This is a genomic window from Pandoraea norimbergensis (assembly GCF_001465545.3).
GTDB lineage: Bacteria > Pseudomonadota > Gammaproteobacteria > Burkholderiales > Burkholderiaceae > Pandoraea > Pandoraea norimbergensis.
Map to the genome: position 1 here is coordinate 5,363,370 of NZ_CP013480.3, position 19,030 is coordinate 5,382,399.

Genomic DNA, 19,030 nt, shown 5'->3' on the forward strand with positions numbered 1-19,030 from the left:
AGGGCCAAAGTAGTTTCGCGGACGGTTTGCGGTCTTACCGCATCGTGCTACGGCCATCGGCCACCTTGTTCGACCACCTTAGGCAGCCTTTGCTGCCGACTTTATCACGGAACGTCGCGCCCGGTGACGAGCCGCTGTCCGAATACACTCGCATCCAGCGCCCGCTCCCGCCACATTGCCATCTCGGCAATCAGGTCGGGACGCGGCTCCGGATAAGCGTCTGCGGCGAACTGGTGAAGCATGCCGCGCAAGGCCTTCACGGTCATGGCCAGCGCCGCCGGGCCGCCCGGCTCGGCCGGAGGCGACGCCGCCAGACGCTCGCCCGTCGCCGACACGGCGGCGGCCAGCCGGGCGACCGGCGCCAGACCGATCGCCGACGCATAGTCGGCCACACGCCCCGCCACGGCAGGGTCGTTCAGATTCGGCAAGGCTTCGTCGGCCAGACTCAGGAAGGTCTGGCACACGTCATGGCGCACCGCAATCGGACCGATGCGCAGCCAATCGCGCGAACTCGTGCCAGCGCCCTGCTTCTGGGCGGCCTCAACGGCATCGGCCAACGACGCGGGCAAATTACCGCCACTGCGCAGTACGCCGAAATCGGCCAACAAGGTGTTCAGCCAACTGTCCGGCGCTTGCGCCTGCCATGTCGCCAAGGCTTCGAGCAGGTCATGACCGGGGATGACTTCGGTTTGTGATTTGGGGGCCGACACTGCCCCCGTTGCAGCCGCAGCACTCGTTGCGGCCGTACCGGCTTGCCCCGGTGCCGCAGGGGCGGCCGACAGGTTCGGCGTGGGGATTCCGGTGGTCGTCTGACCCGGCTCGGTCGGCCGTGTCAGTTGGCGCCGCAGCGCCATGTTCATTCGCCCGATCTGACGCTTGTCGGCCAGACTCAGCGGGGCACGGGCAAAACGCAGCCATGCGGCCGCGAGACGCCAGTAATCGAGCGGCGCGGTCGCCCCAGCACGGTGCAGGTCAGCGGCCAGATCGGCCAGTTGTGCGAGGGCTGCCGTGGTGTCGGCCGCGTCGGCATCGGGACGCAGCAGACGCAACAACACACGCTCGACATCGGCACGCAGGGGCGCGGTCCCCGCCGGCAAGCCATGCAGACGAGGCGTGGCGACGGCCCAGCCGGTCATGCGTAGTTCGCCAGGGGTCGGTGAACCCGGCCAGTCGGGGGTTGCAGCGGGTGTCGCCGCAGTCGATACAGAAGGTGCGGTAGGTGCCGTCGGTGTAGCGGGTGCAGCACCGGCCTGCCAGATCTCGCGCTCGAACTGGCGCAGCGCATTGCGCATGGCGTCCTGACTGCCGGGCTGACCATAGGCCGTCTCGGCAATGGCTTGCACAAGCCGTTCGCCATGGAGCGCCCAGTCGGCATGACCGCTGGTCTGCAACAAACGATTGGCACGCCGTAATGGTCCGAGCGCCGCCGCCGGTCCGTTCGACCATGCGTCGGAGGCTTCCGTCAACGCCTCAGCGACGTCAGGAAGACGCCATAGCGGGGCGTCACGCGTCTCGCGTGTCGCGGGGCCAGGCGTGCTTGCAGTGGGGTCGAGGGGCGTTTGCGGAGTCACCATGGGCCATCGGCCTCAGATCTGCACCATCTCGAAGTCTTCCTTGCGCGCACCGCACTCAGGGCAGGTCCAGTTGATGGGCACGTCGTCCCAGCGCGTGCCGGGGGCAATGCCTTCGTCGGGCAAACCTGCCTCTTCGTCATAAATCCAGCCGCAAATGAGGCACATCCAGCTCTTGTATTCCATTCTTTCTTAAGCGACTAGCGTTCCGTTACAATGGCTTGTCAACCGCTTCGGGCCCCGGCGACAGACTTGTCGAACGGTGATGTGGGGGGCCTGCCGATGCATTGCCCGGCAGGTGCTGCCCACGACGCTTGCAAGCGCTCCGAAGCGGGCATTTAAGGCGTGATGGTACCAACGAACCCAAGCCCTGACCAGATCGCCGTCTATCCTGCCCCCATGCAAACTGAATCCCCTCCCATTCTGCTGACCTTCGGGCTTTCCGATCCCACCTCGGCCACCGGCATTCAGGCCGACCTGCTCACGTTCGCGAGCATGGGCGGCTATGGTGTGTCGGTGCTCACCGGCTATTCATCGCAAGACTCACGCGCCTGCGTGGACGTGCAGCCGGTCGACCCGGACTGGATCGTCGATCAGGCACGCATGCTGCTCGAAGACATGCCGGTGGCCGCGTTCAAGGTCGGCAGTGCCATCAATGCCGAGAACGTCGCCGCCATCGCCGAAATCGTCGCCGACTATGACGAGACGCCGCTGGTCGTGTCGCCGGACTTCGGTCTGGCCGGCGAACACCTGCTGTCGGCCGACGAACTGCGCGAAGCCACCGCCAGCCTGCTCGTGCCGCAGGCGAGCGTGCTGGTGGTGAGCCCGGCGAGTACCATCGCGCTGGCACAGACGGTCAGCGAGAACGAAAACGTGTCGATGGAGGAAGCCGTGAGCATCCTCCTCGAACACGGCTGCGAGTTCATTCTGGTGAGCGACAGCAACGCGCCACAATTCACCCACACGCTGTATTCGGACGATGGCGTGGTGCGCGAAGACACGTGGGACCGCCCGCCGCACAATGTGGCAGGCGCCATGGATACGCTTGCGGCGGCCGTGGCAGCCATGCTGGCCAATGGTCTGGCCATGCCGGAGGCCGTGCGAGAAGCACAAGAGTACTTGCAACAAGTGCTCGAGAATGCGTTCCGCCCGGGGATGGGACGTCATTTCCCCGATCGCTTCTTCTGGGCGCGCAACGACGAGAACGAAGACGATCCGGTGGCGGATTCCCCGGATATCGCCGTGCCTCCCGCGCTCGCGCCGGACGAAAGCGATAAGGCCTGACGGTCGTCGTTTGTGCCCCGCGTCACCACAAAAGAAAACGCCCGCAATGTGAATTGCGGGCGTTTTCTTTTCTCCGAGCGCGTCAGCGTGAGCGATGTTCAGGACATCCGTTTCGCGGCCGATGCCGGTGACGTCATCGCCTCGTCGTCATCCGGGTCGCCCTTCGGGCGTCCCCACTTCTCGATGACGCGCTTGGTGAACGGCTTCAAGTCATCGCCCTGCGCGCGCAGCAAGCGAATCAATGACGCGTACTGACCGTCGAAAATCTGCATGTTGTAGTGCTTCAGCCTCTGCACGTCTTCCAGCGCCTCGTCGTCACGCCCCGCGAGGGCGAGCAGCACGATGTAGCGCTTGATCATCGTCGGCCCGGCACCGAGCGCCAGCGCTTCGCGATGCGATGCCAGCTTTTCGTCGAGCTGATCGCGATTGAGGTACAACGCGCCGGTCACGGCGTAGTCGCCATACGGCGCGAAGAACAACGCCGGGTCCGTGCGATACGTGTCGATCTTGCCCGCGCGGTAAGCCACTTCCACGCGCTGGTAGTCACTGATCAACCACGGAATCGCCACGCAGGCGAACAGCACGATCACGCCGTTGATGGCCCCGGTCGCGGTCGGCGACACGCCATTGATGGCCTTCGTATCGCAAAAGCCCAGCAGAAACAACGCCGGGAGCAGGAAGAACGCGTAATGCTGCGGATACTCAAGCATCGCGTGCACGGCGAGCATGCCGAGCAGGATGAACGCGAAGGCAATCGGTGCCGATTTGATGGCGCGCACCGCACGAGCGAACCAGAACAGCAGCGGCACGAGCACCAGCAACGTGCCGACGAGACCGATTTTCGCGAGCAGATCGAGCAGCGCGTTGTGCGCGTTGTCCGCCATTTCGACGGGGCCCAGTTTGTCGACCAACGCGAACTGCGCGTCGATGTAATTCGACCACCCGGCACCGAAGAGCCAATGCTCCCGGAAAATCGCAAAGCCGTATTCCCACAAGTTCAGCCGCCCGGCCACCTGCCCCGCCTGCTGCATCCGCGCCACCGCGCTGCCGTCGAGTTGCAGTCCCCACGCCACATTGGCCCAGCCGACGAACATCGTCATCAGGCCTAACAGCGGCAGAATCACCACGGGCGCAAACCAGCGCATCGGACGGCGCACGTTGTGCGGCGAATCGACGCGCTCATTCCAGACCAGCCACAGACCGAAGGCCGACAGCAAGGCCAGTTGCAGCCACGGCGTGCGCGAACCGGTGAAACAAATGCCGATATCGAACGCCGCCCACACCGGCAGCAACAGCCACACCGGCAACTTACGGTGATACCAGAGATAGAACGCACCAGCACTCGCGAGCGACAGGTACGTTGCCAGATGATTCGGCTGATACATATTGCCGAACAGACGCCGCGCCACGCTGACGGTGTACTTCGCAACCAGCCATGGCACATGCGCTTCGAGATGGAAGGCCTGCACCACCTGCGCGCCAAACGCGTAGAGGCCCCCGACGGTGAGCGCCGCAGCACTCAAACGCATGAGCGTGCCGCGCCAGCCCAATTGCGCGAGCCAGTACCCCGAACTCACTGCCACGATCATCGCCACGCCGTAGAGCAGCGCGGTCATCATCAGTTGCGGCAGCTCGGTCGCCATCGTCGCGCGCTGGACGAGAATTACCGCAATGAACATCAGCGGCATCCACGTAATGCGCGGCAGTTGCAGCAAACGCGAATCGCGCCGCAGCACGGCCACCATCGACAACACGCCGAGTGCGCCGAACAGCGAAAACGTCAGCGCCTCCGAATAGAACGTCGAGATCGGGTACGTGTGTTTGACAAAGTTATAGGGCAGAGCCCAGATCGCGGCCAGCGTGAGCCCGATCATCGAGAGAAGCAGAGGTGGAAACAAGGTCGCCGCCGTGCAGTACACCGGTTGAAAGATGCGCAAGCATAACGAAAAACGGTCGCCGGAGGGGCGACCATTTCATGCGAGAGACGAATCTTCGCCTCTCGTTCCGATGCGCAAACCGTGCGGCGGATGATGGCTGGTTTTTGTCCTCCGCCCATCATCACCGCACACGCCATTCGCTACCCGGGCCGACTCAGCCCTTGGCCGCTTCTGCCGTTACACCACGGCACTCAGGCGGCGCGACCTTGGCCGACAGCGTGGCACCGCTCGGGGCGCCGTCGCGGCCTTGCGCGTAGCACGTCCAGACGATCTGCCCTTCCGGCGCTTTGCCGCTTTCCAGCACCGCGGGCTTGCCGTCGGCACCGGTCTGCATCGGCACCAGCACCAGCGTGCCGTCGCCGGCGCGTTGCGTGTAGGCGATGCTGACATTGCCGGTAGAACCGTCGATGCTGACCGAGTTGACGTTATCCGTCGCGCTCGGCACTTGCCAGCCGCTGTTGAACGGCGCGCCGTGCATGGCGTTCTCGGCCACGAGCGCCTTGGCAGCAGCCGCCGACCCGAGACCCTCGACGACGCGCGCACGCACCAGATAATTTTGCAGATACGGGACGCCTGCCGTGACCAGCACACCGATGATCGCCAGCACGATCATCAGCTCGATCAGGGTGAAGCCCCGGGACTTGGCGATACCGGTGGTCCGGTGGCCGAAACGACGCATTGTGTAACTCCCAGCGATAGCATTGAAAACGAAACGGACGCGCCATTCCAGGCTCGGAACGGCGCTCGTCGGGGGGAAGTGGGCGGAGTATGCCATAGCCCCCGCGCCGAGAACCCTGCCGCAGATCAAAATCGGGCGGGGCTGTATGGGTGATGAGAAATCACCCGGTAATGGACCGGATTATTCCGAAGAGGTTGCACGCAATTGACGCGCCTCGCTACGACGCCGGAGTATCAGCCCGATACCGACGACCAGCAACGCCCCGATACCCGATGCAATGTAGTGCGTGTATTCCGCCGCAGCGCCCGGCAGGTGCAGCCAGGGGCCGATGCCCGGATCGGTCACGATCAGGTTGCCCGCAATCCAGCCGAGCAGCGCCGCGCCCGCCATCACAATGATGGGGAAGCGATCGAGCGCCTTCAACACCAGTTGCGAGCCCCAGACGATCAGCGGAATGCTCACAAGCAGCCCGAAGATCACGAGCGGCAGTTGATGATGATCGGCAGCCCCTTCAGCGGCGCCGGCGATGGCGATCACGTTGTCGATGCTCATCACCAGATCGGCGACGATGATCGTCTTGACCGCGGTCCAGAGCTTGTCGGCAGGCTTTACGCTGTCGTGCGCGTCGTGATCGGGCACAAGCAGCTTCGTGCCGATCCAGAGCAACGCCAGGCCGCCCAATGCCTTCAGATAAGGCACGGCGAGCAGCGTCACGGCGAACGCGATCAGGATCACGCGCAAGACGATGGCGCCGACGGTGCCCCACATGATGCCCTGCAAACGTTGCTTGGCCGGCAGATTACGGCACGCGAGCGCGATCACCACGGCATTGTCGCCACCCAGCAGGATGTCGATCATGATGATTTGCAGCACGGCTGCCCAGTTCAGCTCAGCGAAAAACGCCAGCATGGCAAGAAATCCTTGGTTTGAAACCCATAGCAAAAAAGGGAGCCCGATAGTTCAGGCTCCCTTTCTAGTGACTCATCGCGATGGCTACCGGTTCCGGCAGCCGCAACGGAGTCAACCGACGGTAATTACAGCACCGACTTGAGCAGGCGGCCCATTTCCGACGGGTTCTTGGTCACCTTGATACCGCAGGCGTCCATGATGGCCAGCTTGGCTTCGGCCGTATCGGCACCGCCCGAGATCAGCGCGCCGGCGTGGCCCATGCGCTTGCCCGGAGGCGCCGTCACGCCTGCGATGAAGCCGACGACCGGCTTCTTCATGTTGCCCTTGATCCACTCAGCAGCCGTGGCTTCGTCCGGACCACCGATTTCACCGATCATGATCACGGCGTCCGTATCCGGATCGTCGTTGAACATCTGCATGACGTCGATGTGCTTCAGACCGTTGATCGGGTCGCCACCGATACCGACGGCGGTCGACTGGCCCAGACCCAGGGCAGTCAGTTGGCCGACGGCTTCGTACGTCAGGGTGCCCGAGCGCGACACGACGCCGATGCGGCCCTTCTTGTGGATGTGACCCGGCATGATGCCGATCTTCAGTTCGTCCGGCGTGATCACGCCCGGGCAGTTCGGGCCGAGCAGCAGGGTCTTGCGACCTTCGCGGCGCATACGGTCCTTCACTTCGATCATGTCACGGACGGGGATGCCTTCCGTGATACAGATCGCCAGGTCCAGATCGGCTTCGACGGCTTCCCAGATCGCGGCAGCAGCGCCTGCGGGCGGGACGTAGATCACCGAAACGGTGGCGCCGGTTTGTTGCTTGGCGTCCTTGACCGAACCGAAAATGGGGATGCCCTCGAAGTCCTCACCGGCCTTCTTCGGGTTCACGCCTGCGACGAACGCGTTCTTGCCGTTCGCGTATTCGCGGCACATGCGGGTGTGGAACTGGCCAGTCTTGCCAGTAATACCCTGGGTGATGACCTTGGTATCTTTGTTGATCAGAATCGACATTGCTTGATTTCCTTCATCCGGTTGCCGGGCAGCGTTCGCACAACCCTTTGGGCGGTGCGCCGCTGCGGCTTAGACAGTTAGTTAGTTGCCTTTGGCAGCTGCAACAACCTTCTGGGCAGCTTCTTCCATGCTGTCTGCGGCGATGATCGGCAGGCCGGATTCGGCGAGCATCTTCTTGCCCAGGTCTTCGTTCGTGCCCTTCATGCGCACGACCAGCGGCACCTTCAGCGAAACGGCCTTCGATGCAGCGATCACGCCTTCGGCGATCACGTCGCAGCGCATGATGCCGCCGAAGATGTTGACCAGGATCGCGGTCAGGTTCGGGTTCTTCAGCATGATCTTGAACGCTTCGGTCACCTTCTCCGTCGTGGCGCCACCGCCCACGTCCAGGAAGTTGGCCGGCTCGCCGCCGAACAGCTTGATGGTGTCCATCGTGGCCATGGCCAGACCGGCACCGTTCACCAGACAGCCGATGTTGCCGTCGAGCGAGATGTAGGCCAGATCGAACTTCGAGGCTTCGACTTCAGCCGGATCTTCTTCGTCCAGATCGCGGTACGCGACGATTTCCGGGTGACGGAACAGGGCGTTCGAATCGAAGTTGAACTTGGCGTCCAGTGCCGTGACCGTGCCGTTGCTCGACACGTTCAGCGGGTTGATTTCGGCCAGCGATGCGTCGGTTTCCCAGAAGGCCTTGTACAGACCTTGCAGGATCGCGCGGGCTTGCGGGATCGAAGCGTCGGGGACGCTGATCTTCTTGGCGAAGTCGTCGGCTTGCGCGTCGGTCAGACCGGCCGACGGATCGATGACAACGTGGTGAATCAGTTCCGGATGCTTTTCGGCAACTTCTTCGATGTCCATGCCGCCTTCGCTCGAACCCATCATCACGATCTTCTGCGTGACGCGGTCAACCACGAGGCTGACGTACAGTTCGTTATTGATGTCCGCGCCTTCTTCGATATACAGGCGGTTGACCTTTTGGCCTTCCGGACCGGTCTGGTGCGTGACCAGTTGCATACCGAGGATCTGGTTGGCGTACTCGCGCACTTGCTCGAGCGACTTGGCCACCTTCACGCCACCGCCCTTACCGCGACCGCCTGCGTGAATCTGGGCCTTGACCACCCAAACCGGACCGCCGAGTTCTTCGGCTGCCTTCACGGCCTCATCCACGGAATAAGCCGGAATGCCGCGGGGCACCGCGACTCCGAATTTCCGGAGGATTTCCTTGCCTTGATACTCATGAATCTTCATGCGTGATTCCCTTCTTGCTGAGTTGGAAGTTTGGGTTCGAGCTTGCGAGTCGAGGCACCATCGCGCACCGCTTCGGTAGTGGCGGGCGTCGTGGGCTCGTTCGCTCGATCGTTTGCGCGGCCGTTGAACCAGCGCGGGTAAAACCGGCGCACTGCCTCGCCATCAAACCGCAAGGCGTGACAATGTCCGAGTTGGAAAGGAGGCACCGTGTTTTCGGTGTCATTGGCCGCAGTGTCCGGTGTATGAATGACAACACCGGCAAAGGCCTGAATCGCTGCCGTGGGCAGGACACTACAAAGTTCGGTCAGATGGGTACAGCCTGCCGCGCCGGCGAGTCGCTCGCGCACACCATGGCGGAAGCCGCGGCGCAGGTTAAGACCGATCAACTGACGGTATTCGGGGCCGATCTGATCGCAAATGCCGGGATATGGCACCCAGTCAGAGACGGCTTCGGCGTCATGCACCTCGAAATCTTCGTCGATCGTCAAGCGCAGCCACAGCTCGTGGATCGGCGTGCCCTCCTTGCGAAGGCCCGTTGCCAATGCAAAATCCCGATCTTTGTGATCGGTCAGACGGGCTTCGATGTCCCATAGGCCATCCTCACGCGAATACGCTTCGACAGCGATCGTGCGGCGGTGACGCAGGGTACGAGGGGCGGGCTCAGAGAGCGGCATGCGAGAGTGTGCAATGCATGAACGCAGAAAGACCTTGATTCTAGCATAGGCCACGAAGTCTTCTGCCGCAGTGCAGCAGACGCCCGCTGCATAAGGCTTGATTACCCGACCCATCGGTCGGGTTATGCGAATTTCGAGGCCGTGGCGAGCATGGTGCGACGCCACATCCCGATAAGCGCGCAACCAAGGTGTCATGCGAGTTTCCGTGCCGCATCATACGTCACGTGACGTGCCTCGCGAGTCCTCACGAACGCAGCACATTGCCGATGAATGGCCACCGATTCATGAGAAACATTTTTTGCGCTCGCCGGATGCGGCTTAGTCTTCGTCCGAGAATTCGTCGGCGCCCCGCACGATTTTGCTGATAACGGTACGCGAAAAGCCACGCGATGCGAGAAAGCGCATCTGCTTGGCGCGTGCCTCGGGGGTGATGGCAACTTCGCCGAACTTCCGTTGCCAGACCGCGCGGGCACGGGACAGCTCGGTCTCACGCAATTGCTCGGCGAGCGCGGAGACGGTGTCCGGGTCAACCTGATGTTGTTTGAGTTCGCCGACGATGCGCGACGTACCGAGCCGGGACGACCGGCGGTGCACCACACTTTCCGCAAACCGCTCGTTGGACAACCAGCGTTCGGCTTCAAGGGTGTCGAGCAGACGATCCAGTGCTTCGGGGTCCTCGGCATCGGCGTACGGCATCAACTTGCGGCGCAATTCCGCACGGCTGTATTCCCGGCGCGATAGATAGCCCATGGCGCGGCCTTTGAGACTGAGCACGGGTTTTCGCGAGCGCTTGACCGCCACCGCGTCGTCACCCGGCGGAGGCGGTGGATCTTGCGGGTTGCGGGGAGGACGTCGATTGATCATGAAGATAGCGCGCGGATAGCACCAAAGCAGGGATCAAAGCGGAGCCTAGCGCTACGGCCCGAACGGCAAAACCAAAACTACAAACAAAAACGGCAACGCGACACCGTATTAGCGTCGCGTTGCCGTATTGACTCGGGGGTCATCAGACCTCGTCGTCTGCTTCGATCTCGCCGGTCTCGTTGATCGCCGTCACGCCGAGCGATGCACGCACCTTGTTTTCGATCTCGTGGCCGATGTCAGGATTCTCACGCAGGAATTCGCGTGCGTTGTCCTTACCTTGGCCGATCTTCTCGCCGTTGTAGCTATACCAGGCGCCCGACTTCTCGACGATCTTCGCGGTCACGCCCAGATCGATGATTTCGCCTTCGCGCGAGATGCCCTGACCGTACAGGATGTCGAAAATGGCTTCGCGGAACGGCGGCGCGACCTTGTTCTTGACGACCTTCACGCGGGTTTCGTTACCGACGACTTCGTCGCCCTTCTTGATCGAACCGATACGGCGGATGTCCAGACGCACCGAGGCGTAGAACTTCAGCGCGTTACCGCCCGTCGTCGTTTCCGGGTTACCGAACATCACGCCGATCTTCATCCGGATCTGGTTGATGAAGATGACCGTGCAGTTCGTCCGCTTGATCGTGCCGGTGAGCTTGCGCAGCGCCTGCGACATCAGACGGGCTTGCAGACCCGGCAGCGAGTCGCCCATTTCGCCTTCGATTTCGGCCTTCGGCACCAGGGCCGCCACCGAGTCGATCACGATCAGGTCGATCGAGCCCGAACGCACCAGTGCGTCGGCAATTTCCAGTGCCTGTTCACCGGTGTCCGGCTGCGAGATCAGCAGTTCCGGGACCGAGACGCCCAGCTTGCTGGCGTAGCCGACGTCGAGGGCATGTTCTGCGTCGATGAACGCGCAGGTGCCGCCGATCTTTTGCATTTCCGCTACGACTTGCAGCGTGAGCGTCGTCTTGCCCGACGATTCCGGGCCGTAGATTTCGATCACGCGGCCGCGCGGCAGGCCACCGACGCCAAGCGCGATGTCCAGACCCAGCGAGCCGGTCGAGACGACCTGGATGTCAGCTTCGACCTCGCTGTCGCCCAGACGCATGATCGAGCCCTTGCCGAATTGCTTTTCGATCTGCGCGAGGGCAGCGGCGAGCGCCTTGCCCTTCTCGGCCGACAGATTGGCAGACCCTTTCTTGCTTTCTTCCATGAATCGTCCTTTGATATGATGAGCGAGACGGCTCGAGTGAGGCGTGAATGCCAGCACTGTATAAAAAAACAGTGCTTTTGGCAAGTGCCTGTTGTCCGAAAGCGCCGAAACGACAAAAAAAGCCGCGAACCACGCGCCGCAACATCACAGGAGACACGCCGCAGCCGTCAGGCTCCGGTGCCTAACAAGCCTATCACGCCCATGCGAATTCTCATCGCAGAGGATGACAGCATTCTGGCTGACGCCCTGACCCGCTCGCTGCGCCAGGGAGGCTACGCCGTCGATCACGTCAAGACCGGGCTCGAAGCCGACTCCGCGCTGTCTGCCCAGACGTTCGATCTGCTGATTCTCGATCTTGGTTTGCCCCGCCTGCCCGGCCACGAAGTCTTGCGCCGGTTGCGTGCACGAAATTCCCATTTGCCGGTATTGATTCTGACCGCGTCGGACAGCGTCGATGCGCGCGTGAAGGGGCTCGATCTCGGCGCCGACGACTATATGGCGAAGCCGTTTGCGCTCGCCGAACTCGAAGCGCGCGTGCGAGCGCTCACGCGACGCGGTGCGGGCGGCGGCTCAACCGTGATCCGGCACGGCCCGCTCAGTTTCGATCAGGTCGGGCGCACTGCCTATATTCACGAGCAGATGCTGGATCTGTCGGCGCGCGAGCTCGAACTGCTCGAAGTGCTGCTGCTGCGCACGGGCCGGCTCGTCTCGAAGGAGCAACTCGTCGACCACCTGTGTGGCTGGGGCGAAGAAGTCAGCAACAACGCCATCGAGGTGTACATGCACCGGCTGCGCAAGAAGATCGAGCCGAGCGGCGTGCGCATTGCGACGATTCGCGGACTGGGCTACTGTCTGGAAAAACCCGCCACTGCGCCTGCCAATGCGGCGTGATAGGGTGCGACGCGGGGGTGCGACGCGATCTACCCAACGGGATGCCACCCGGACGACGACCGCAGATCAAGTGAACCCGGCTTGATGACCGCCAAGCGTCACCGGCCGGACACCAGCGCCTTCAGAGACGCAAGGCCCGCCAGAAATTCCGAGGTTTTATGCGCCTGAGTCTTCGTCATCATCGCGATGCCAACACGGCGAACACGGCGGGCCGCTCTCGGCCATCGCGTTCAGCAAATTCAGCACACGACGACGCCTTCCCGCCCGACATCGAAGAACCGTCGCTCGACTCAGTCGACGCCACCGACCCGTTCGACCCGTTCGACCCGTTCGACCCTTACGCCGATCCCTTCACGCGTCCCGGATTCGGCGCGCCGCTGGAGCGCGAAGCCGAGCCGCCGCCCCGCTCGCTCTTCGGCGAGATTCTCGACTGGATGCTCGCGCCGTTGCTGCTGCTCTGGCCGATGAGTATTGCGGTGACGTATCTCGTCGCCAAGTCGATTGCGAATGGCCCCTTCGATCGCGCCCTCGAAACCAACACTTACGTGCTTGCCCAGCAGGTCCATACCGATCGCGGACAAGTCACGTTGACGCTGCCCATGCCCGCGCGCGATCTGCTGCGGGCCGACGCCACCGACAGCGTCTACTTTCAGGTGCTCGGCGCGAAGGGCGAGCTCGTGGCCGGCACCGCCGACTTGCCGCTGCCTCATGAAGACGACCGCCCGCAGCCGGGCGTCGTGCAATTTCGCGACGAAACCCTCGGCGGCAACGACATTCGCGTGGCGTTCACTTATGTCGATCTGCCGCGTCTCGAACCGAAAGGCGGCATGGCACTGGTTCAGGTCGCCGAGACGCTCGACAAGCGCAGCCAACTGGCCAACGAAATCATCAAGGGCGTGATCCTGCCGCAGTTCGTCATTCTGCCGCTGGCCATCGTGCTCGTCTGGTTCGGGCTGTCGCGCGGCCTCGCGCCGTTGCATGCGTTGCAGGAACACATTCGTGCGCGGCGTCCCGACGATCTCTCGCCACTCGAAGCCCGGCAAGCGCCGCCGGAAATTGCCCCGCTCGTGAATTCGCTGAACGATCTGCTGGGGCGGCTTGAAACAAACATGAAGCTCCAGCAGCGCTTCATCGCCGACGCGGCGCATCAGTTGAAGACACCGCTCGCAGGGCTGCGCATGCAAGCCGAGCTGGCGTTGCGGCAAACGTCGCCCGACGAATTGCGCCGCTCGCTCTCGCAGATTGCGGTGAGTTCCGAGCAGGCGGCCCGCCTCGTCAATCAGTTGCTGGCACTGGCGCGCGCAGAAAACAGCGCGAACGATGCGGCGGCATTCACGCCAGTCAATCTCAGTGTGCTGGCACGCAATGCGATGCAAGACTGGTTTCAGGCCGCGTTCGCCAAGCGCATCGATCTGGGCTTCGAGGAGCCGCCGTTCCCCGTGCAACTGTCGGGCCAGCCGGTGATGCTGCGCGAGTTGCTCAACAACCTGATCGACAACGCGATTCGCTACACACCGGCGGGCGGCAAGGTCACGGTGCGGCTGCGTCATGAAGCCTCGGACGGCTTCGTGCATCTGGAAGTCGAAGACACCGGACCGGGCATTCCGTCAGCGGAGCGGCCGCGCGTGTTCGAGCGCTTTTATCGCATTCTTGGCAGCGACAGCGACGGCAGCGGACTGGGTCTCGCGATCGTGCGCGAGATTGTGCAGATCCATCGAGGCGACGTGAATGTGCTCGACCATGTCGACGCGCAGCATCCCGAAGCAACGGGCACGTTGATACGCGTCACCCTGCCTCTTGGGGACCCTATCGAAAACCCGGATGCCTGACGAAAATGCGTCCAAAACCGTCAATTTCGGGGCAAAGACGAGGGTAAGTCCCTAGCAACGTAAGCTTCGAGTCAGTTTGGCGTCAGACGGCGGTAAGGTTGCACTCCAATAATCAGTTGCAACGGCCCGGGCACGACCCAGGGGCGTGCTTACATTACAGGAGACAACCGCATGGCTACTGCAACGACAGCCACTACGCATGCGCCGATGACCAAAGAAGAACGAAAGGTCATCTTCGCGTCGTCGCTGGGCACGGTGTTCGAGTGGTACGACTTTTATCTGGCCGGTTCGCTGGCCGCCTTCATCAGCCGGCACTTTTTCTCGGGCATCAACCCGACTGCGGCATTCATCTTTACGCTGCTGTCGTTTGCAGCAGGCTTCGCGGTGCGTCCGTTTGGCGCCATCGTGTTCGGCCGCATCGGCGACATGGTTGGCCGCAAATATACGTTCCTCGTGACCATCACGTTGATGGGTCTGTCCACGTTGGTCGTCGGCTTGCTGCCGGGCTACACGTCGTGGGGCATTGCCGCACCGGTGATCTTCATCGCGATGCGTCTGTTGCAGGGTCTGGCCCTCGGCGGCGAGTACGGTGGTGCCGCCACGTATGTGGCCGAGCACGCACCGCATGGTCGTCGTGGCTTCTATACGTCGTGGATTCAGACGACGGCCACGCTCGGTCTGTTCCTCTCGCTGCTGGTGATTCTCGGCACGCGCATGGTGATGGGCGAAGAAGCGTTCGGTGAATGGGGCTGGCGCATTCCGTTCGTGCTGTCGATCGTGCTGCTGCTGATCTCGTTGTGGATTCGTCTGCAACTGAGCGAATCGCCGGCGTTCCAGCGCATGAAGGCTGAGGGCAAGGGCTCGAAGGCACCGCTCAAGGAATCGTTCGGTGAGTGGAAGAACCTGAAGATCGTGATTCTGGCGCTGGTCGGCTTGACCGCGGGTCAGGCAGTCGTGTGGTACACGGGCCAGTTCTACTCGCTGTTCTTCATGACACAGGTGCTCAAGGTCGACGGCAACACCGCCAACATCATGGTGGCGTTGGGTCTGTTGATCGGCAGCCCGTTCTTCGTGTTCTTCGGCGCGCTGTCGGACAAGATTGGCCGCAAGCCGATCATCATGGCCGGCTGCCTGCTCGCGGCACTGCTGTACTTCCCGATCTTCAAGGCACTGACGCACTACGCCAACCCGGCGCTGGAAGCGGCAACGGCCCGTTCGCCGATCACGGTGATCGCCGACCCGAACGAGTGCTCGTTCCAGTTCAACCCGGTGGGTACGTCGAAGTTCACCAGTTCGTGCGATATCGCGAAGAGCTATCTGTCGCGCGCAGGTTTGAACTATGAGAACCAGGCGGCACCGGCGGGCACGATGACGACGGTGAAGATTGGCGACAAGGTGATCCAGTCGGTGGACGGCAAGGCAGCGGACGCGAAGGACAAGACCAAGGCGTTCGAGACCGACATGTCGGCCACGCTCAAGGCGGATGGTTATCCGCCGAAGGCTGACCCGGCGCAGATGAACAAGCCGATGGTCGTGATCCTGCTGGCGATTCTGGTGATCTTCGTGACGATGGTGTACGGCCCGATTGCGGCGATGCTGGTCGAGATGTTCCCGACGCGCATTCGCTACACGTCGATGTCGCTGCCGTATCACATTGGTAACGGCTGGTTTGGCGGCTTCCTGCCGGCCACCGCGTTCGCCATCGTGGCGGCCAAGGGCAATATTTACTCCGGCCTGTGGTACCCGATCGTCATCGCGTTGATCACGTTCGTCATCGGCATGCTCTTCATCAAGGAGACGAAGGACGTCGACATCTACGCCAACGACTAAAGGTGTGACCTGCCAGACAGGTTGAATGGATCGTCAACGCCGGTGCCTTCGGGTACCGGCGTTGTCTTTTTGTGGGACGAGTGGCTGAGAGGGCTGACGGTTATTTTCATCTTCTCGCAAAAACCTGTTGACAGCCCAAGGTGGCCTTCATATAATCTTTTTCTACGGCGAATTAGCTCAGTTGGTTAGAGCGACGGAATCATAATCCGCAGGTCCGGGGTTCGAGTCCCTGATTCGCCACCAAATTGGAAAGCCCGCACTCTCACGAGTTGCGGGCTTTTTCATTTGCGTCGACAAAATGCGCGCGCAAGCAGAGCGCAAAGTCCGACAGCACAAATGCAAAAGCCCGGCTTTCGCCAGGCTTTTGCGTCCCATCGAGAGGGAAAACACTTTGGACTGCTTTTGCCTCAAGGGCAACGGTTGGATGCTAAGGGTTGCTGGGTAGGCTGCCAAAGATACGGGCTTAGCGTTGCCCGGACCTCACTTCGCAGCCCCTCACATCAGACCGCCCGTTCCCTCGTATCAATCAAAGTCGAACATCTCAAACAGCGACTTCTTCTTTCTGGGTTGATCGTAGTGGCGGCGGCGGTCGTCGTGGCCGTAGTGGGCGTCGCGGCGCTGTTCGCCGCTGTGGCCGAAGCCGTGTCCTTGGCTCTCCTTCCGATACTCCCGCTCGATGTGCTGGCCGCGCTCGTCGCTATCCCGACGCTCACCTCTGTCGCCGCGATCGCCATTGCGGGTCAGATGCGCCGGCATTGTCGCGCTCCCGTCCGTGCGCTCGATCAGCTTGTCCAGCTCGCCACGGTCCAGCCACACGCCCCGGCAGATCGGGCAGTAATCGATCTCCACTCCCTGACGCTCCGTCATCAACAGATCCGGGGTACTGCACACAGGACATTTCATCGTTTCGCTCCGTCACGTAAAAGACAACGTCCTCAATGTATCGGTCAGCACCTTCCGGAAAAACCTGCATTTCCATTCATCCCACTTCGGAAAAACCGAACTCGGCAATCGCTTCACCCAAACGAAAAGGCGGTGCCGATTTTCACCGGCACCGCCTTGTTCACTTCGCCTGATACCGCAGCGATCTGACGTCAATCGGACTTCGATATGAACGCCAGCCCTGCTGCGTGTCATGGGTCACGCGTTGCAGATCACTCCACCACGCGCGCCTTCTCCACGTCGCGCCGCGCTTTGGCACGACGCGTCAGCATGTTCAAACCTTCAACGAACGCTGAGAATGCCATGGCTGCGTAGATGTACCCCTTCGGTATGTGCGATCCCATGCCTTCGGCAATCAGCGTCATACCGATCACCAGCAGGAAGCCCAGTGCCAGCATGATCACGGTCGGGTTCGCTGCGATGAATCGCGAGAGCGGCCCAGCCATGAACAGCATCGCCGTCACCGCAGCAATCACCGCAATGAACATGATCGGGATGTGCTCCGTCATGCCCACCGCCGTCACGATACTGTCGATCGAGAACACCAGGTCCAGCACCAGAATCTGGATCACCGCCGCCTTCGCCGTGATCGTCACCACCGCGCCAGCCGCCGAGCCCGTTTCAGCGTGCGGCTCGTCGCCAGTGCCCGACGCCACGTGATGGTGCATCTCCTTGGTCGCCTTCCACACCAGGAAGAGACCGCCCGAAATCAGGATCAGGTCGCGCCACGAATACCCGTGATCGAACAACTCGAACAGCGGCGTGGTCAGCTTGGCAATCCAGGCCACCGTGCCCAGCAACGCCAGACGCATCACCAACGCCAACGCAATACCCATGCGCTGCGTCCTCGCGCGCATCGACAACGGCAATTTGTTGGTCAAGATCGAAATGAAGATCAGGTTGTCGATGCCAAGCACGACCTCCATCACCACCAGCGTAACGAGCGCCGCCCATACCGCCGGGTCAGCCGCCAAAGCAAGCAGATAGTCCATAAGTGCGCCAGAGTTTCCGTAGAGTTATCGAAATCGCGCCGCCAACCACCCTCGCCAGCCGCCTCGATCCCGTTTGTTGTCCCGCCAACAACGCATAACGCGGGTTCAGGTCAGCATCATCGTCGAACTCATGCTTCGTAAAAACCAGTTATATACTTCACCTTAGTTCGGTTTTTTCGAAGTTACCGCTTTATGTTGAACTACCGTCATCTTTACTATTTCTGGGTCGTCGTCAAGGAGGGGGGCTTCGCAAGGGCCGCCGAGCGCCTCGACATGGCCGTGCAGACGATCAGCGCACAAGTTCGCGAACTGGAAAAATCGCTGGGCCACCAGTTGCTCAAGCCACTCGGACGCGGCGTGGCCATGACAGACCCCGGCCAAGCCGCGTTCCGGCGCGCGGAAGAAATCTTCCGGCTCGGGCAGTCGATTCCCGACGAAGTCCGCGAAGCCGCCAGTGGCCGTGTCGCACGTCTGGCGGTCGGCCTCTCGGACGGTATTTCGAAACTCGCCGCCCACGCCCTGCTGGCGCCCGTGCTCGCCACCCCCTCGCTGCGGCTCGTCTGCCACGAAGGCGAGCACGAACAACTGCTCGCCGAACTCGCCCTGCACAAGCTCGATCTCGTACTCGCCAACCAGCCCGCCCCCTACAACCCCACGCTGCGGCTCGCCAGCGAGCGCCTTATCGAGTCACCCGTCGACTGGTACGGCCCGGCGTCGCTCGTGCGTAACGCCTCGCGCGAACACTTTCCGCAGTGCCTCACCGAACTCCCCGTGCTGATGCCGACCGGGCACTCGGCCCTGCGAGCACGTCTCGATCAATGGTTCGAAGCCCAAGCCATTCGTCCGAATATCGTCGGCGAATTCGAAGACAGCGCGTTGATGGCGGTCTTCGCCACGCGCGGCATGGGCGTGTTTCCGCTGAGCGAAGCCGGTGCCGGTGACGTGTCGGTACTGCGCGGCCTGCGTTGGCTCGGACGCCCGCAAGGCGTGCACGAAGAAATTCACGCGATTCGCTCACGGCGCGGCGAAGGTCATCCGCTCGTCCACCAGATCATGCAAGAAGCGGCCGCGCTCGCGGCGACGCCATCCGAGTCTGATATAACGACACGTAAGCCGACCACCGCATCGACGCCGACGCCGACGACAGCGGTTACTTCAGCTACGGC

At 62.1% G+C, this 19,030-nt stretch carries 16 protein-coding genes, 1 tRNA gene and 1 pseudogene; 6 read left to right on the forward strand and 12 right to left on the reverse strand.

The genetic code is table 11. The features are described from left to right. Positions 1-104: 104 nt before the first annotated feature. Both AT302_RS23485 and AT302_RS23490 read right to left on the reverse strand, forming a co-directional pair. The gene (locus AT302_RS23485; RefSeq protein ID WP_058376068.1) at positions 105-1,574 is read right to left on the reverse strand and encodes a hypothetical protein; all 1,470 of its coding nucleotides are present in this window, start codon (positions 1,572-1,574) and stop codon (positions 105-107) included. Positions 1,575-1,586: 12 nt separating this feature from the next. Further along, the gene (locus tag AT302_RS23490) at positions 1,587-1,757 is read right to left on the reverse strand and encodes a rubredoxin (protein WP_039370930.1); all 171 of its coding nucleotides are present in this window, start codon (positions 1,755-1,757) and stop codon (positions 1,587-1,589) included. A 213-nt stretch (positions 1,758-1,970) separates the two neighbouring features. Between AT302_RS23490 and thiD the strand changes: the two genes are divergently transcribed. Further along, positions 1,971-2,855, forward strand: coding sequence for a bifunctional hydroxymethylpyrimidine kinase/phosphomethylpyrimidine kinase (gene thiD / locus AT302_RS23495; protein WP_058376069.1), 885 nt, complete (start codon positions 1,971-1,973; stop codon positions 2,853-2,855). A 98-nt stretch (positions 2,856-2,953) separates the two neighbouring features. On the opposite strand, the gene AT302_RS23500 is transcribed toward thiD, so the two are convergent. The 8 genes from AT302_RS23500 to recA all read right to left on the reverse strand — a co-directional run bounded on the left by AT302_RS23500 (position 2,954) and on the right by recA (position 11,380). Beyond that, the gene (locus AT302_RS23500; RefSeq protein ID WP_157125862.1) at positions 2,954-4,753 is read right to left on the reverse strand and encodes a PglL family O-oligosaccharyltransferase; all 1,800 of its coding nucleotides are present in this window, start codon (positions 4,751-4,753) and stop codon (positions 2,954-2,956) included. A gap of 193 nt (positions 4,754-4,946) precedes the next feature. Next, positions 4,947-5,471 carry a pilin gene (locus AT302_RS23505; protein ID WP_058376071.1) on the reverse strand — a complete coding sequence of 175 codons (525 nt, stop codon included), beginning with the start codon at positions 5,469-5,471 and terminating at the stop codon, positions 4,947-4,949. Positions 5,472-5,651: 180 nt separating this feature from the next. Beyond that, positions 5,652-6,380 carry a TerC family protein gene (locus tag AT302_RS23510; protein WP_058376072.1) on the reverse strand — a complete coding sequence of 243 codons (729 nt, stop codon included), beginning with the start codon at positions 6,378-6,380 and terminating at the stop codon, positions 5,652-5,654. A gap of 125 nt (positions 6,381-6,505) precedes the next feature. Beyond that, entirely contained in the window at positions 6,506-7,387 is an 882-nt protein-coding gene (gene sucD, locus AT302_RS23515; RefSeq protein ID WP_058376073.1) for a succinate--CoA ligase subunit alpha, read from the reverse strand. An 81-nt stretch (positions 7,388-7,468) separates the two neighbouring features. Next, a complete protein-coding gene (sucC, locus tag AT302_RS23520) occupies positions 7,469-8,635 on the reverse strand; it encodes an ADP-forming succinate--CoA ligase subunit beta (protein WP_058376074.1) in 1,167 nt (388 codons plus the stop codon). Then, positions 8,632-9,504, reverse strand: coding sequence for a DUF2889 domain-containing protein (locus AT302_RS23525; protein WP_407668807.1), 873 nt, complete (start codon positions 9,502-9,504; stop codon positions 8,632-8,634). Before AT302_RS23525 ends, sucC begins: the two co-directional genes overlap by 4 nt. A 123-nt stretch (positions 9,505-9,627) precedes the next feature. Then, complete coding sequence (gene recX, locus AT302_RS23530; protein ID WP_322788720.1) at positions 9,628-10,083, reverse strand: recombination regulator RecX; 456 nt, start codon at positions 10,081-10,083, stop codon at positions 9,628-9,630. A 232-nt stretch (positions 10,084-10,315) separates the two neighbouring features. Continuing rightward, positions 10,316-11,380: a recombinase RecA gene (recA, locus tag AT302_RS23535; protein WP_058376077.1), complete on the reverse strand. Its 1,065-nt coding sequence runs from the start codon at positions 11,378-11,380 to the stop codon at positions 10,316-10,318. 201 nt (positions 11,381-11,581) lie between these two features. Here recA and AT302_RS23540 point away from each other — a divergent pair, with 201 nt between their 5' ends. The 4 genes from AT302_RS23540 to AT302_RS23555 all read left to right on the forward strand — a co-directional run bounded on the left by AT302_RS23540 (position 11,582) and on the right by AT302_RS23555 (position 16,173). Next, positions 11,582-12,271: a response regulator transcription factor gene (locus AT302_RS23540; RefSeq protein ID WP_058376078.1), complete on the forward strand. Its 690-nt coding sequence runs from the start codon at positions 11,582-11,584 to the stop codon at positions 12,269-12,271. Positions 12,272-12,429: 158 nt separating this feature from the next. Further along, positions 12,430-14,100 carry a sensor histidine kinase gene (locus AT302_RS23545; protein WP_084656424.1) on the forward strand — a complete coding sequence of 557 codons (1,671 nt, stop codon included), beginning with the start codon at positions 12,430-12,432 and terminating at the stop codon, positions 14,098-14,100. Positions 14,101-14,271: 171 nt separating this feature from the next. Continuing rightward, complete coding sequence (locus AT302_RS23550; protein ID WP_058376079.1) at positions 14,272-15,930, forward strand: MFS transporter; 1,659 nt, start codon at positions 14,272-14,274, stop codon at positions 15,928-15,930. A 166-nt stretch (positions 15,931-16,096) separates the two neighbouring features. After that, positions 16,097-16,173, forward strand: a tRNA-Met gene (locus tag AT302_RS23555). Between the two features lie 279 nt (positions 16,174-16,452). Here AT302_RS23555 and AT302_RS23560 read toward each other — a convergent pair. Both AT302_RS23560 and AT302_RS23565 read right to left on the reverse strand, forming a co-directional pair. Beyond that, positions 16,453-16,833: a TFIIB-type zinc ribbon-containing protein gene (locus tag AT302_RS23560; protein ID WP_058376080.1), complete on the reverse strand. Its 381-nt coding sequence runs from the start codon at positions 16,831-16,833 to the stop codon at positions 16,453-16,455. A 251-nt stretch (positions 16,834-17,084) separates the two neighbouring features. Then, positions 17,085-17,864, reverse strand: coding sequence for a TerC family protein (locus AT302_RS23565; protein ID WP_058376081.1), 780 nt, complete (start codon positions 17,862-17,864; stop codon positions 17,085-17,087). 192 nt (positions 17,865-18,056) lie between these two features. On the opposite strand from AT302_RS23565, the pseudogene AT302_RS23570 reads away from it, so the two are divergent. Next, positions 18,057-18,932, forward strand: a pseudogene (locus AT302_RS23570) (LysR family transcriptional regulator); the annotation flags it as partial. Positions 18,933-19,030: the final 98 nt, after the last annotated feature.

What these genes read in the sequence shown, in the direction of transcription:
- recA (WP_058376077.1), bottom strand. Translation starts at nt 11,380, where the DNA reads ATGGAAGAAAGCAAGAAAGGGTCTGCCAATCTGTCGGCCGAGAAGGGC.
- sucC (WP_058376074.1), bottom strand. Translation starts at nt 8,635, where the DNA reads ATGAAGATTCATGAGTATCAAGGCAAGGAAATCCTCCGGAAATTCGGA.
- AT302_RS23505 (WP_058376071.1), bottom strand. Translation starts at nt 5,471, where the DNA reads ATGCGTCGTTTCGGCCACCGGACCACCGGTATCGCCAAGTCCCGGGGC.
- AT302_RS23490 (WP_039370930.1), bottom strand. Translation starts at nt 1,757, where the DNA reads ATGGAATACAAGAGCTGGATGTGCCTCATTTGCGGCTGGATTTATGAC.
- AT302_RS23550 (WP_058376079.1), top strand. Translation starts at nt 14,272, where the DNA reads ATGGCTACTGCAACGACAGCCACTACGCATGCGCCGATGACCAAAGAA.
- thiD (WP_058376069.1), top strand. Translation starts at nt 1,971, where the DNA reads ATGCAAACTGAATCCCCTCCCATTCTGCTGACCTTCGGGCTTTCCGAT.
- AT302_RS23485 (WP_058376068.1), bottom strand. Translation starts at nt 1,574, where the DNA reads ATGGTGACTCCGCAAACGCCCCTCGACCCCACTGCAAGCACGCCTGGC.
- AT302_RS23545 (WP_084656424.1), top strand. Translation starts at nt 12,430, where the DNA reads ATGCGCCTGAGTCTTCGTCATCATCGCGATGCCAACACGGCGAACACG.
- AT302_RS23565 (WP_058376081.1), bottom strand. Translation starts at nt 17,864, where the DNA reads ATGGACTATCTGCTTGCTTTGGCGGCTGACCCGGCGGTATGGGCGGCG.
- sucD (WP_058376073.1), bottom strand. Translation starts at nt 7,387, where the DNA reads ATGTCGATTCTGATCAACAAAGATACCAAGGTCATCACCCAGGGTATT.
- AT302_RS23510 (WP_058376072.1), bottom strand. Translation starts at nt 6,380, where the DNA reads ATGCTGGCGTTTTTCGCTGAGCTGAACTGGGCAGCCGTGCTGCAAATC.
- AT302_RS23560 (WP_058376080.1), bottom strand. Translation starts at nt 16,833, where the DNA reads ATGAAATGTCCTGTGTGCAGTACCCCGGATCTGTTGATGACGGAGCGT.
- AT302_RS23525 (WP_407668807.1), bottom strand. Translation starts at nt 9,504, where the DNA reads ATGACACCTTGGTTGCGCGCTTATCGGGATGTGGCGTCGCACCATGCT.
- AT302_RS23540 (WP_058376078.1), top strand. Translation starts at nt 11,582, where the DNA reads ATGCGAATTCTCATCGCAGAGGATGACAGCATTCTGGCTGACGCCCTG.